This window comes from Peribacillus sp. 05N428 (assembly GCF_056397085.1).
Window position 1 is genome coordinate 15,021 of the sequence record NZ_JBFTMS010000051.1, and the last position, 12,934, is coordinate 27,954.

A 12,934-nucleotide genomic window follows, 5' to 3' on the forward strand; every position below is an offset into this window, starting at 1 on the left:
TCTCCATGCATGTTTTATGATCAGGTACCGCAAAAAGTCCGGTAAGGTTTTGTTGACTCAGGCAGTGCGGCGTATTCTGCTTGTTTTTCGCAGTGTGCATAAGGATTTGCAAGAACATCCAACAGCCGTTCCATCACGCTGTAGTCCTCTTGTTCCACTGCCGCCTCCAACGCCTCTTCCACCCGGTGGTTCCGCGGAATCACTGCAGGATTGCTGTTCTGCATCAACTGATTCGAAGACTCCTTCGATTCCTTCTGCCTCCCTAGCCTAGCCTGCCAAAGCTCCTGCCACTGGGCGAATTCCGGTGTCCCGAAAAGGACCGTATCCTCCTTTTTATCAAAGGTCAGAGCCCGGAATGTATTGGTATAGTCGGCACCATGCTTCTTCATCATACTGAGGATGCCATTAATAAGGGCTTCATCCTGAGTCTCTTCGTTGAATATCCCCAGTTTCGCCCTCATTCCCGTTAACCAATTGGAGTGATACAGATCATTAAAAACGGAAATCTTATCTTGGGCCAGTGTAACGGCCTGATCCTCGTCATCATGCAACAGCGGCAATAGGGATTCAGCGAATCGCGCAAGATTCCACCCCCCAATTACCGGCTGGTTACCATAGGCATAGCGGCCTTGCCTATCAATTGAACTGAATACGGTTGCAGGATCATAGGCATCCATGAAGGCGCAAGGACCATAATCGATGGTTTCCCCGCTGATCGTCATGTTGTCGGTGTTCATCACTCCATGAATGAAGCCGACCAGCTGCCATTGGGCAATGAGCTCAGCCTGACGCTTGACCACTTCCTGCAGCAGCGAAAGATAACGGCTTTCATCTGCTTCAATGTCTGGAAAATGACGCTCAATGGCATAGTCGGCAAGTGTCCGAAGCTCCTCGATCGTGCCCCATTTTGCAGCGAATTGAAAAGTTCCGACACGAAGATGACTCGAAGCCACACGGGTCATGATGGCACCAGGCAGCCCGGTTTCACGGATTACCGTTTCACCGGTCGTCACCACTGCCAGACTTCGGGTGGTAGGAATGCCGAGCCCGTGCATCGCCTCGCTGATGATGTATTCGCGCAGCATCGGTCCAAGTGCAGCCCGGCCATCGCCCCCGCGGGAATATGGCGTTCTTCCTGGACCCTTCAGCTGGATATCGACCCTCCCGCCTTCTGGCAACACCTGCTCGCCAAGCAATATCGCCCGGCCGTCCCCTAACATGTTAAAATGACCGAATTGATGCCCAGCATATGCTTGGGCAAGAGGCGAAGCACCTTGCGGGATCTCGTTTCCGGCAAACACCGCCACACCATCTTCGCTATTCAGCGACTTCACATCCAAACCAAGAGAATCCGCCAAACTCTCATTGAGAATGATCAACTCCGGTGAACGTACAGGAGTCGGGTTCGTGCTCGTGAAAAACTTTTCCGGTAGACGTGCATAGCTATTGTCTAAATTCCATCCTGTTTCATTAGTCATGGTTTCTCCTTTTCTTATTTTGACTTTTTTATAAAAGTTATTTCGCTCAAGATTCAGTTCAAAACACGCGATAAAACTAAGTTGCAGTCCATTTTTTAATGTCTGCTTCTAACAATTAATTATACCTTTTTTGCATAAAAATGGCTCTTTTAAAGTCGTGTTAAATCCATGACGCCCCTGGATTTCATAAAACGATTGCGGTCCTTAGAATGAAAGAAAGCAGGTACCCTTAATGGGTTCCTGCTTCTTTTCCTAAGAATACCTTTGTCGATCATCGTTCCGCTTTTGCGATGGTGATACGGTTTACGGTCCCGTACGGAATTGGTTCAAGATTTAAGGTTCTGCTCTATTGATTTTTAAGTTCATCTTCATTTATACGAATCATTGCATCATGGTTCCCGCTATTTAGTTCTATTTTTATGATTCCTTCTCCGGATATTGATTCAAATGAACGAATTGTATCTCCTTTTATTTTTTCAGAGAAAACCTTTTCCCCCGTTGAATCTATTATTATATATTCTGATTCACTGCCAGTTTGATCTATGGAAATTGTATTTTTTTCTTTTAAAGCAGTTTTCATTTCTAGCGTTTTCTTTTTATGAATATAGCCAGAGACACTCATATCAGCCACTGATTCTTTCGAGTTTTTAATATAGGATGTATTAATTTCAAGTCCATCAGGTTTCATTTTTCCTGAATCCGTATAAACATTCATTAAGATTAGTCCAAACAGCAAGGATCCTATTAGCACTATTAATTTTTTCATAATTAAAATCTCCTATCTCATTTTTCCAATCATGATATGAATACTCACTTTAGTGGCCTCAATCAATATTACTACAATTACGGCCGATATAGGTATATTTTATTATAAAAACTATTTTTTATAATAAAAATAACAATTACATATGCCAATAGTTATAATTTTTTGCATCAAAAAAGCCTGCCACTGATTCGGCAGGCTTTTTTCTTCTTTTCTTATTGGTTCCATCCTCCACCCATTCAAAGGTAGTCTTAATTCAGTAAAGTCAGGCTGATAAAGGCAATGCCAAATATACAGTACAGAATGAGGGTAAAGGGCTGGGGAAAAATAATATATACGATCATACTGATGATCATCAGCAGGATGCTGAAGGCATTTATCCTATCTCTCCACATACTCACCTTTGGTCAACTCCTTTTCCACAAGCGTAAGGTACATTTTCATCGCAAACTTCTTCAAGTGCTGCCTGGCCGGCTTTGAGGAACCACTTCTCCCACAGTCAAAGCGAACATCAGCAAAAATTGAGTTTCTTCTTCATCCTTCGTTCCTCTTTGTTATAATGGCTGTGTGTCTAATTTGGATTTTTTTCATTTTTCGTTAGTAAGTAAGCGACTGATAATTTATAATTATAAAATTGAACCCACTAAACAGCCATGTAGCCAAAATGATAAATTCATGAAAATAATTTAAATTTTCAGATTTTTTAAGGGGTATGAAGTGAATGATCTATAAAACTTTCAAGGTTGTATTGAGGACCATGCACAAAGGCCAAACCGAGGAATTCGCCTATGTATATGAAGGGAAAAGCCTGCTGATCGGCCGGGCAAGCCAGCACTCCAAAGCTGATTTCAGGCTTTACAATGACTTTGTTTCCAGGGAACATTGCCGGATTTATATGGAGGAAGGGCAGCTCCTCATTGAGGATTTGGCAAGTAAACACGGCACCTCCGTGAACCAGATGCCGCTCGTACCGGGCAATCCCTGTCACATTGAACCGGGGGATTCGATTGCTTTGGTCAATGGATTGATTGAATTCATAATCTCCATCGACAACGATTTAACAATGGATTTCACGCCGGTGAACCCCGAATTCCTGCAAACCGTCGCTATCAATGAGCACCTTCAGACCGTGATCATCGATGAAGAAGCACCCATTAAAATGCCGACCAAGGAATTCAATTGCTTTAAGCTGCTATATGAAAATTTGGACAACCTTATTTCAAAGGAAGAAATTGTCCAGCAAGTCTGGCCAGAGCGAGTCGGAGATCCCGAGCAAATTGTGACGGCAGAGGAAATCGCTTCACTTCTGTACCGCGTACGGAAACGGTTAAATGGGCACTTTGCCATAAAAGCCGTCATTCAAAAGGGATATTATATGGAATCCATCCATTCATTCAATTTATCGGACTTATCATGACAATCATTCGAAAACATGAAAAAAGCATTGTGGATAACAATGCTTTTTTTCATGCTTATATTGGAGATGGAAAGTGTATATGTCCACGGTCCATTATCATTTCTTTGGCAAATCCAGATTAGTGAATTCATCGACTGGAACGATGTCTTCTTCCATATCCATCACCTTCAGCACAACCCGGTCTCCTACATTCGTCAACACAACATCAGATAGCGCATTGACACCTGGGTCCACCGAGAATCTCTTGGCATTGCCTTCGACGATTAAATGGAATACGTATCCATTCGAGAGATTGGCATCATTGATCCTCATTACCTTCCCCTTTATTTCTTTCATCTCAAATCCTTTTTGAGGCGTTACACCGCTTACTTTCCCTAATGAGGCAATCAGCTTTTTATAATTGCGGAAAGCTTCGTCTTTCGTTTTCCCAAAGACCACTTGGGGATTATCACTATTGGCGTAAACGATCGCCACACCTTGGAACTTGCTGCCCTTCGTAACCGGAATCACATATGTGGGAGCACCGTAGATCGTATAGAAAATTCCATTAGTGGCTTTCCAGCCTGGATATTTGGACAAAAACTCACTCGCATTCGCGTTGGATTTTGCTTCCTTTCCGGTCAAAACGGACGTGACGCCTTTGTAGTACGTCATTTCACCGGTTTTGGCATTGAAAACACCATAACCTACAAGGGTTTTGGAATTGCCTTTTGATTTAGCCCGGGTAAAGTCCACTACATAAATCAATTCGCCTTTTTCGTTAAACGTAACCTGCATATTATCCTCATTAGGAATCAGGACATCTTTCTTCGGCCCAATCAGGGACTGGTTTTTCCACCCGTGAATATATTTTCCCCAGTAAGTCCAATATTCCAGGGCTGTTTCCAATGTGAATGTCCGATCTACCCATTTAGGTTCTTTTCCTTTTGGATAGTATTTCGTGTCCCCCGTTTCCGGATTCACCAATACCACCCCGTCCACCACGGGACCGCTGCGGTATTTCAAATAATGTCCGACTGAAGCTACGAAGAAGGGCTTTCCATCTTCATTCGGTTCCAAATATGAATCATGGATGATTTTATTCGGATATGCCTTGCGGATGGTCCTTTCCAAATCATGATCAAGGTACTGTGATGGAGCATACAGCATCTTCCCTTTGACAGTACTTGCCCCTTTATCCGTCGATACGGCGGAAATCAGATTATAACCTGGCGTGTATCCCGCTTTCCCGGCTTTTAAAAAACCGTCCATTTCAATGGGTGATGTATAAGCCAATTCATCATTGATATTGGTCAGACGGTATTCGCCTTCAGTGAAATATGATGCATTTTCTATTTTATTAATTGCCGCATCGCCTTTTGCATCAGCCATTTTCACTGTAACGAGCGGCATGGTTTTTATATCTTGAACTTCTTCCAGCTCTTTTTTCTTATCGACCTTCGCCAATCCATGCAGCTCTGCGGCAAAAGTGAGCGGGTAAAACAGCATGATGACCCATGCGGCAATCAACACGACACCCATCAAACTGTTGAAATGTACGTTCCAAGGTGTTTTTGGCTGCTTTGCCGCTTCATTTCCCCTCCGATTCCGTCGGGTGCTTGAAGATTCACTGGCACTGTACATATACATGCTTGAATCGATGATGAGAATGAGCCCGAGAATAATGGCAAAACTCGAAAAGAATGCTTCGGCAGTAAGATCCAGCAACATAATATCGATAACGAAAAACAATACGGAAGCAGAAACTAAAAGTCTCAGTCCTTGTTCTATGAAAAAAGGTATATCTTTTTTGGTCATGGCGTTTGTCCATCTCTGCGGAATCAAGGAAAGTCCCAATATGGCAAATGGTATTTTCATTAAAATTCCTTTTAAGATGAAACCGAGTAGTGAAAGTATCATGGTTTGAAAAATCTCTCCTTGTCATGTATGTTCCTATTTACCCATTTTACCACTTTTGTGCAACTAATTTACTATTTTTTGAATCTAGCGAAATTACGTCAAAAACTATTTGCTCCAACGATGCTACTTTTTCCGATTCAATGTTTATATAGACTCTAGAAAAGAATCGATGGCAAAGGGGGCGAATCCTTATGATTTATGAAGAAACATACCAATACCTATTAAGAAATGTATCCTCCACTGAATTCGATACGTGTTTGTACGCCTTGCTCCACAGTGATTGGGATGGGGTCATTCAGAGCCCGCCTCATATGATGACCCGGGGAGTCGGAACGACAGAAAAGTACTTAAGGCAGATCATCCATAAATTCACCGCACCAAAAGGATCACTAAAAAAAGTGTTTGTGCCTGTTCATCAAGGTGATGATGTTTTGTACAAGTTTAACCTTGGTCCTGCAAGTAATCTTGGCTATAACAGGAACACGGACCGTTATTGCAAAAAGTACCGTTTCTTTTATAGCGCTGCTTTCAAAGCCTTAACGATTCATGGAAAACGGCTGCTGCTTATGGGTGCCTTTCGAATGTCCGTTTTGAAGTCTGAAGAAGTACTGTTCGATTATCATGAAATCGTTCCTGATTCCAGCTCACCATTCACAAGGAAGCGCTTATTGGATGCAGTCGCTGCAATCCATGACGCTTTAGGCCAGATCGTAAAGATTTCTTTTGCGAGCAGGGCTTTTTCAAAAAAAGAAGTTCTGGTATTCACCTTTACCGAAGGCGTCTTGGAGGAGTATAAGGAAAATAGGGCGGAACGGACATTGTTGCGGAGAACGATTTTTAACTCTGGCTACCTTGGGCATATCAATGATTCTGTATGCAGGGAATTGGAACGGGTCGGCAAATATATTTTCCGTTCATTTCTGCAAGAAGCGACGAACATCTCCCATGATATCCAAAAGGAACTGCAGAAGTTAGCCCGTTTCATCTATTCTCATTCCCTTAAGAAATTTGGCCAGGCTCTACCCGCCAATAAGCAGTTGCTTCATGCCCCAAAACAAGCCTCTGCTTATTTAAGCAAAATCATGTACAATGAAGCATTGGAACAAATGGTCAAGTATGCCCACCAGGCAGAATCCATCAAAAGCCTGCTTGAACGCGACCATTTTCATAGAAACATCTCCGAGAAAGCTCTCCGCCGGGAAGTGAATGATTTGGAAATGGATGAACATATCGAGCCCATTCTCCGTAAATACCATCAAGCGGACTTCATCCGCCATGTGCTGAACGACTGGTGCGAAACATGGCTCATTTCCCGTGTAAAGACAGTGACCGATGAATTCCGGGCGGAAGGAAAAAGGAAAAGTACCAAAGATAAACAGGTCGCGGCCGAATATATGGCCCGAATAAGAAACGATACATATGGCCAGTTGGACAGGCTGTTGACCTTGCTTCTCCAATTCGGCAATCATGCAGTGGCACCGGACGTCAGGAACTTCCCTCTCACAAAGAAAAAGGAAACCCTCCAATCCTATTTCGCGATCCAAAAGGAGCGTCTCGATGTTCTCTCCATTTCCTCTTAAAATCACACGGTTTTAATATGTTTTCCAAGAGAACGGATCCGTTCTCTTTTTTTGCTTGTAACAAATGCCGACTGTGAATTGCAGAATGACGATTGTGGTTTGGTGATTGGCGCACTGTGGATTTCTCCTCTGAATTCGTGTGTTGCATATGGCCCTTGTGGATAAAGGGACTTGGGCAGCAAGTTGTTTTGACGGCAGGCCATAACACCTGTAAGGGCAGGGGCATTTATTATGGAGTTATTCCAAGGGTCTAAGCATGGGTTTATATAAAGGAACTTAAAAAGGTTTTAATCATCAGTATGAATAAGGGGTTGAATCTCGGCAGACAAAAAGAAACAGGCCCCCATTTAGAATGGAAAGCCCTCATGATTTGCTATGGTATTAATAATAGTTTCCCCGAACTTTTCCGGCTTTCAAGAAGTCGATGTGCATCCGCCCCATTTTCCAACGAAAAAAGAGTCGGTTCTTTGATGTGGATTTCCCCTGACAGAATCCATTGGAACAGCTCTGCTGTTCTTCTTGTCCGTTCTTCATGGGTAGTCAGGACGTTCCATAGGTCTCCGCCTATTAATGCCTTGGATGTATCCATTAACATCCTGGGATCGATTTTCTCAGGATCACCGCCTGCCATCCCAAAGAATACGACAGTTCCTCCAGTCTTGGTCGCACGAAAACTATCCATTAAGGTTTGGCCCACTGATTCATAAACGACATCAACGCCATTACCGCCAGTGACATCCTTAATGGACTCCACCCAGTCCGATCCGTAAAGGAAAACATGATCCGCACCCATTTGTTTGGCAACAGCCGCTTTATCATTCGATGAGGTCAAGCCAATGACCTGACCGCCCTTCATCCTGATCATCTGTGTCAGTAATTGACCGACTCCGCCTGCAGCAGCATGGACCAGAATGGTTTCCCCTTCTTTAACCGGATGGCTGTCATGGGTTAAATATTGGGCAGTCAATCCTTGAAGTAAAACGGAAGCGGCCGTTTCAAAGGAAATGCCCTCAGGCAGCGGCAACAGCTTATCAGCTGGAACTGAAACCAGCTCCGCATTGGCATTGGGAACATCAGCGAACCCGACACGATCTCCTGCTTTCACATGATGGACATCTTCCCCGGCATATTCGATGACCCCTGCCCCTTCATACCCTAAAATGAAGGGGGGATCACCCACCAAATGATAATTCCCTTTCCTTCTATATACATCAGCAAAATTCAATCCAATTGCTTTCATTCGAACGATCACGGCTGATTTTGAACGTTCAGGTTCTGCAATTTCCTTTACAGACAGAACTTCCGGACCGCCGAAATCATCAAAGACAAGTGCTTTCATCATCCTAACTCCCTTCAATGCTTCTTCATTCTTTAAGATATAGGATGGACCCTTTGATGGCAAGAAACACAAAAGACCGCCCTGCCCATTAAAGGCAGGAGCGGTCACTACGTTTACTCAATCTGTATTGGAACCAGGACCGTTCTTTCGTTTATTTGCAGAATATTCCTTACCGTGTGCTTCATGTTCTGCAATGATATCCGCTTTCGGTATATGGTTATTCTTTTTTGGTGAAGCGATGCGGTTGCGATGTTTTTTTCCCATGATCTATCTCCCCTTCATCCAATGTTTTTTTAAATTGAACTAATGTTAGCTTGTCCGATTACCACCGAAAATACCGGCAAAATAAGCACTTCATAATAAAGGAAAAACCTTTGTGGGGACCGAATAGATAGAAAACTGATTTATGAGGAGGGAAAAAAATGTTTCCTGAATTGAACACGGAAAGGTTACGCTTACGGGAAATTCGTGAAAGTGATGCGGAAGCTCTTTTCCAATGCTTATCAAAAGATGAAGTCACCCGCTTTTATGGACAGGATTCATTGGAGAATGTCGAACAGGCCAAGGATATTGTAGCAGCCTTTGCGAAAAACTATCATGAAAAACGAGCCGTTCGATGGGGAATTGAAAGAAAAGATACACAGGAATTGATTGGCACCATCGGTTTTCATGCCCACAGTCCCAAATACAGGCGGGCGGAAATCGGTTATGAAATCCATCCAGCACATTGGCGCAAAGGATTTGCGTCAGAAGCGCTTAAGGAAGCAATCGCCTACGGTTTCACCGACCTTGATTTAACCCGTATCGGCGCGGTCGTTTTTCTGGAAAATCAGCCATCAAGTGAGCTCTTGCTTAAGCTGGGTTTCATCCAGGAAGGAGTATTAAGGAGTTATATTTACCAAAACGGGATTCCTCATGATACATATGTCTATTCCTTGCTGAAGTGAAACCTTTGGAAGGTTGCACCTGAAGAAATTCGCGACAGTCGGCGGAAAGGGTGCGAATTTACCAAGATTCGGTTCTGTCCGGAGCATCCTTCCCCCATTCCATTTACTTATTTTGACAGGATAAAATCGTAAATAATCTTCCTTTATATTCCAAATTACCTACAAAAAAAAGTCACCAAAACATGGCGACTCCCACTTCACGATTTAGGTGATTGCAAGATAATCCTTCAAGGCCTGCTGCAGCGTACCCTTTGTTTCTGCTTTATTATCGAGCTGAATCCCTGAACGGATCATTTTCGTAACAACCTCTGGGCGTAATCCAGTCACCACAGCTTTACACCCCATCATTGCCGTTCCATCGAGGATTTTCATCAAATCATTGATCATTTCAACTTCGATTTCGATGATACCGGATAAATCCAAGATCAAGGTCTGTATCCGCAGTTTACCTATCTCCATCAATACTTTTTCTTCGATTATCTGTATTCGTGAATAATCGATTGTCCCAATTAACGGAAGGACACAGGTGGTGGAAGTGACGGGAATGATCGGGACGGATAGATTTTCCACCAAGTTTTGCTGAGCGAGAATCAATTTGTCTTTGTAATCGGAGTAACTGACGAAAAAGGATTTAAGAAATTCATCAACCTTTTCATTCACTATTTTCTCTAAATCAAAAAAGACCTTGGAATCCTCAATAAACGCTTTCTTTTCTTGTTCGAACTTATAAAGAAAGGTCCAAAGCGTTCTGCGAAGGGCCTGAATCCATTCCAGCTTGAATGAAAGCGTCAAGGAGTGGGTTGCCCACGTAACTCCCTCTTGTTCGGCAAAGGCAATCAAATCCGTTTCATTCTGCTCCACTATATAACGGACAAGCTTATGTGCATTATTCAAAAGATCGACATTTCCAATCAGAAGGATTTCTTCGATTTTATCCCTGACATTGACCGCTGCTGATAAAAGATATTCTTCAAACTCACTTTTATTCTGCAAAAGGAATTCCATTATTTTATCTTCATCATAAACAAAACTCACTCTTCTCCACTCCCTTTTTGAACATCCAACTGTGATTTTTGTTACTATTTACTTTCTATATGCGTGGAGTTATTTCCTGCTAATCGCTCATATATTAAATAGAAGGTGTTGAAGCCGGTTAAATCTCCTCTCCTGAAAAAACATTTTTCGATGCGGAAGAAAAGATCAGATGGGTGGAAGATTTCCCGTATTTAATGGCTTCATCGACGAAGTCTTCCAGCGTTTCCATCGAATATGTACTTATTTTAATAAGATAACTGTATTGACCGGCTAACCGGTGGCATTCCAGAACATCCGGATGGCTCAAGCAAATTGATAAAAATCTTTGCATCTATCCGTTTCGAATAATATGAATGCCGTAATGCTCCTATCAAGTTTTTCAAGTGATATTTCCGTTTTATATCCCTTTATCACTCCGCTTTCCTCTAATTTATTCACACGTTCTTTCGTTGCTGGAGCCGTTAAGGACACTTCTTGTGCCAGTTCTTTCATGGACATGCGCCCATTATTCTCCAGCAAGGAAAGTATTTTTTTATCCGTTCGATCCAACTCAATCGCCCCCACTTTTTATTATTAACAGAATCCTTTCAAATACATTATAAAATAAAAAGAAATGTGATGAATACGTAATTAATCGTATGTATTAGGGAATTTGCTTTTTATATAATTAATTCAAATATAAATAAGGGGATGCTGTTATGAAAAAAGTATTGATGCTGCTATCCAATGGATTCGAAGCGGTTGAAGCAAGTGTGTTTACAGATGTATTGGGGTGGAATAAATTAGAGGGTGATGGCACCACTGACCTGGTTACGGTGGGACTTCACGAACGATTGAAATGCACCTGGAATTTCATCGTGCAGCCCGAACTTACCCTCGATCAAGTGAACCTTGATGACTACGATGCTTTGGCCATTCCAGGAGGCTTTGAAGAAGCCGGTTTCTATGAAGATGCCTATGATCAGAGGTTTCTTGATGTAATCAAGCATTTTCATAATAAGAACAAAATCATCGCCACCATTTGTGTAGGCTCCCTCCCACTAGGAAAAAGCGGGATATTGAATGGAAGAAAAGCCACAACATACAACCATCCAACCAGTAAGAGACAGGGGCAGCTAAAAGATTTTGGGGCGATTGTCGTGAACGAACCGATTGTCGTCACGGACAATATCATTACATCATACAATCCATCCACAGCTTTCGATGTTGCCTTTACGCTCTTGGAAATGCTCACTTCACAAGCTAATTGTGAACATGTGAAGGAATTGATGGGCTTCCATTAAGAATGACACGATAGGGATATTGATTTCCGCTCCAGGCACTCACTTATCCAGAGGCGGTCGTGGGGCCTTCCTCTAGACGCGCTTTGCCGCAGGAGTCTAGAACCTTCCATTCCAATCATCTGGAACGTTTTTCAACTAAAAAATGCAGACCAAACTCACTATTCTTCGAGTTTGATCTGCAGTCTGGGGTTCCGAGTGAATTCGGAACCTGTTTCACGTTATTTCCAATAAGCCAATGAACGGGTTTTCATGGATGCACGGAACTGTTTTGTTGATTCCGGCAGGGCTTTATTCGTTGCATAATCGATGATGACACCATACTGGCGAATGACATCGCGACTATCCAGTTCGCCATTGGCGAATTTATCTTCCACGCTTTGGATGTTTTCCTTAAGCCAGTTGTTCCTGTTATTTTAAGTATGCTTACACAACAATATTATTTATCAGGTGTTTCCGATGTGCCTTCCTCGCTGTTTTTGAGGTAAACTTCAGAAATTCCATTCATACCTTCCATTAGTTGCGCTTTAGTATATTCCATACTGCCAACCAGTTTATGAAGCTTCTTATCATTATTCTCTTCTGTAAGTTTAGATTCTGAATCAGTCACATTTATTCACCTCCATCATTTAGGATGGCAAATCAAGATGGAAATATGTATGACAGGCGTCGATGGCAGACACCCTCTTAAAGTGCACTTTAGGTAAAAACAGGTAACTTTCATTAAAATCTGTACTTCAAATAAGCAGGAAAAGATGATTTTATGAATCTTTTTTAAAAAATCAGCTGTTTTCAAGCCACTAAAGGGATATACTATAGTTTAGCTTTTATTACATTTTTGTTAGTATTTTTTCTTGTCTCACATTGTGTAATATTTTACAAGTTTTTCTTATTACATCAACAAAATGCTTATTGCAAAGGAGAATTGGATATGTCAGAAACGATTACCCAATCACAAACTGAACAACTTAATGCCCGCCAAAAACAATTAGATGTACTGGACCAATTATTAAAGCCTGAGGTTCAGGAATCATTGAACACTTTAGTCGAGCAGTTACCAAAACTAACTGAGTTAGTGAATATTTTAACAAAGTCTTATGATTTCGCTCAATCGGTTGCGACTGATGATGTGTTGAAAAATGATACGGTCAGCGCCATTTCGGAGATCGCGACACCTGTGGTCCATTCAGTGAAAG

At 42.3% G+C, this 12,934-nt stretch carries 14 protein-coding genes and 1 pseudogene; 5 read left to right on the forward strand and 10 right to left on the reverse strand.

Annotation, left to right across the window (positions count from 1 at the left end):
• Positions 1 to 20: 20 nt before the first annotated feature.
• Positions 21 to 1,478 carry a protein adenylyltransferase SelO gene (locus tag AC1DIV_RS26405; RefSeq protein ID WP_477577725.1) on the reverse strand — a complete coding sequence of 486 codons (1,458 nt, stop codon included), beginning with the start codon at positions 1,476 to 1,478 and terminating at the stop codon, positions 21 to 23.
• 346 nt (positions 1,479 to 1,824) lie between these two features.
• On the reverse strand, positions 1,825 to 2,244 hold the full coding sequence (locus AC1DIV_RS26410) for a hypothetical protein (RefSeq protein ID WP_048687514.1): 420 nt from the start codon (positions 2,242 to 2,244) through the stop codon (positions 1,825 to 1,827).
• Between the two features lie 718 nt (positions 2,245 to 2,962).
• Between AC1DIV_RS26410 and AC1DIV_RS26415 the strand changes: the two genes are divergently transcribed.
• Positions 2,963 to 3,658: an FHA domain-containing protein gene (locus AC1DIV_RS26415; RefSeq protein WP_477577727.1), complete on the forward strand. Its 696-nt coding sequence runs from the start codon at positions 2,963 to 2,965 to the stop codon at positions 3,656 to 3,658.
• A gap of 96 nt (positions 3,659 to 3,754) precedes the next feature.
• Here AC1DIV_RS26415 and AC1DIV_RS26420 read toward each other — a convergent pair whose 3' ends face one another.
• Positions 3,755 to 5,515: a hypothetical protein gene (locus AC1DIV_RS26420; protein ID WP_477577729.1), complete on the reverse strand. Its 1,761-nt coding sequence runs from the start codon at positions 5,513 to 5,515 to the stop codon at positions 3,755 to 3,757.
• A gap of 233 nt (positions 5,516 to 5,748) precedes the next feature.
• Here AC1DIV_RS26420 and AC1DIV_RS26425 point away from each other — a divergent pair, with 233 nt between their 5' ends.
• A complete protein-coding gene (locus AC1DIV_RS26425) occupies positions 5,749 to 7,137 on the forward strand; it encodes a hypothetical protein (RefSeq protein ID WP_477577731.1) in 1,389 nt (462 codons plus the stop codon).
• A 373-nt stretch (positions 7,138 to 7,510) separates the two neighbouring features.
• Here AC1DIV_RS26425 and AC1DIV_RS26430 read toward each other — a convergent pair whose 3' ends face one another.
• A complete protein-coding gene (locus tag AC1DIV_RS26430) occupies positions 7,511 to 8,476 on the reverse strand; it encodes a quinone oxidoreductase family protein (protein WP_477577733.1) in 966 nt (321 codons plus the stop codon).
• A 117-nt stretch (positions 8,477 to 8,593) separates the two neighbouring features.
• On the reverse strand, positions 8,594 to 8,740 hold the full coding sequence (locus tag AC1DIV_RS26435) for a hypothetical protein (RefSeq protein WP_100298038.1): 147 nt from the start codon (positions 8,738 to 8,740) through the stop codon (positions 8,594 to 8,596).
• Between the two features lie 158 nt (positions 8,741 to 8,898).
• Here AC1DIV_RS26435 and AC1DIV_RS26440 point away from each other — a divergent pair, with 158 nt between their 5' ends.
• A complete protein-coding gene (locus AC1DIV_RS26440; RefSeq protein WP_251544187.1) occupies positions 8,899 to 9,423 on the forward strand; it encodes a GNAT family N-acetyltransferase in 525 nt (174 codons plus the stop codon).
• Positions 9,424 to 9,627: 204 nt separating this feature from the next.
• Here the strand turns inward: AC1DIV_RS26440 and AC1DIV_RS26445 are convergent, their stop codons facing one another.
• From AC1DIV_RS26445 to AC1DIV_RS26455, 3 genes are all read right to left on the reverse strand, one after another.
• Positions 9,628 to 10,458: an STAS domain-containing protein gene (locus AC1DIV_RS26445; RefSeq protein WP_340877563.1), complete on the reverse strand. Its 831-nt coding sequence runs from the start codon at positions 10,456 to 10,458 to the stop codon at positions 9,628 to 9,630.
• Between the two features lie 118 nt (positions 10,459 to 10,576).
• The gene (locus AC1DIV_RS26450; protein ID WP_477577735.1) at positions 10,577 to 10,789 is read right to left on the reverse strand and encodes an Lrp/AsnC ligand binding domain-containing protein; all 213 of its coding nucleotides are present in this window, start codon (positions 10,787 to 10,789) and stop codon (positions 10,577 to 10,579) included.
• The gene (locus AC1DIV_RS26455; RefSeq protein WP_477577737.1) at positions 10,762 to 11,007 is read right to left on the reverse strand and encodes an Lrp/AsnC family transcriptional regulator; all 246 of its coding nucleotides are present in this window, start codon (positions 11,005 to 11,007) and stop codon (positions 10,762 to 10,764) included. Before AC1DIV_RS26455 ends, AC1DIV_RS26450 begins: the two co-directional genes overlap by 28 nt.
• A 149-nt stretch (positions 11,008 to 11,156) precedes the next feature.
• Here AC1DIV_RS26455 and AC1DIV_RS26460 point away from each other — a divergent pair, with 149 nt between their 5' ends.
• Positions 11,157 to 11,741 (forward strand): DJ-1/PfpI family protein, encoded by a 585-nt coding sequence (locus AC1DIV_RS26460; protein WP_048687521.1) that lies wholly within the window; start codon positions 11,157 to 11,159, stop codon positions 11,739 to 11,741.
• 218 nt (positions 11,742 to 11,959) lie between these two features.
• Here AC1DIV_RS26460 and AC1DIV_RS26465 read toward each other — a convergent pair whose 3' ends face one another.
• Together AC1DIV_RS26465 and AC1DIV_RS26470 are read right to left on the reverse strand one after the other, a co-directional pair.
• Positions 11,960 to 12,115, reverse strand: a complete 156-nt coding sequence (locus AC1DIV_RS26465) for a hypothetical protein (RefSeq protein ID WP_477577739.1) — start codon at positions 12,113 to 12,115, stop codon at positions 11,960 to 11,962.
• Positions 12,116 to 12,177: 62 nt separating this feature from the next.
• Complete coding sequence (locus tag AC1DIV_RS26470) at positions 12,178 to 12,348, reverse strand: hypothetical protein (RefSeq protein WP_153246157.1); 171 nt, start codon at positions 12,346 to 12,348, stop codon at positions 12,178 to 12,180.
• Positions 12,349 to 12,669: 321 nt separating this feature from the next.
• Here AC1DIV_RS26470 and AC1DIV_RS26475 point away from each other — a divergent pair.
• A pseudogene (locus AC1DIV_RS26475) lies at positions 12,670 to 12,934 on the forward strand (DUF1641 domain-containing protein); the annotation flags it as partial.

What these genes read in the sequence shown, in the direction of transcription:
- AC1DIV_RS26405 (WP_477577725.1), bottom strand. Translation starts at nt 1,478, where the DNA reads ATGACTAATGAAACAGGATGGAATTTAGACAATAGCTATGCACGTCTA.
- AC1DIV_RS26410 (WP_048687514.1), bottom strand. Translation starts at nt 2,244, where the DNA reads ATGAAAAAATTAATAGTGCTAATAGGATCCTTGCTGTTTGGACTAATC.
- AC1DIV_RS26415 (WP_477577727.1), top strand. Translation starts at nt 2,963, where the DNA reads ATGATCTATAAAACTTTCAAGGTTGTATTGAGGACCATGCACAAAGGC.
- AC1DIV_RS26420 (WP_477577729.1), bottom strand. Translation starts at nt 5,515, where the DNA reads ATGAAAATACCATTTGCCATATTGGGACTTTCCTTGATTCCGCAGAGA.
- AC1DIV_RS26425 (WP_477577731.1), top strand. Translation starts at nt 5,749, where the DNA reads ATGATTTATGAAGAAACATACCAATACCTATTAAGAAATGTATCCTCC.
- AC1DIV_RS26430 (WP_477577733.1), bottom strand. Translation starts at nt 8,476, where the DNA reads ATGAAAGCACTTGTCTTTGATGATTTCGGCGGTCCGGAAGTTCTGTCT.
- AC1DIV_RS26435 (WP_100298038.1), bottom strand. Translation starts at nt 8,740, where the DNA reads ATGGGAAAAAAACATCGCAACCGCATCGCTTCACCAAAAAAGAATAAC.
- AC1DIV_RS26440 (WP_251544187.1), top strand. Translation starts at nt 8,899, where the DNA reads ATGTTTCCTGAATTGAACACGGAAAGGTTACGCTTACGGGAAATTCGT.
- AC1DIV_RS26450 (WP_477577735.1), bottom strand. Translation starts at nt 10,789, where the DNA reads ATGCAAAGATTTTTATCAATTTGCTTGAGCCATCCGGATGTTCTGGAA.
- AC1DIV_RS26460 (WP_048687521.1), top strand. Translation starts at nt 11,157, where the DNA reads ATGAAAAAAGTATTGATGCTGCTATCCAATGGATTCGAAGCGGTTGAA.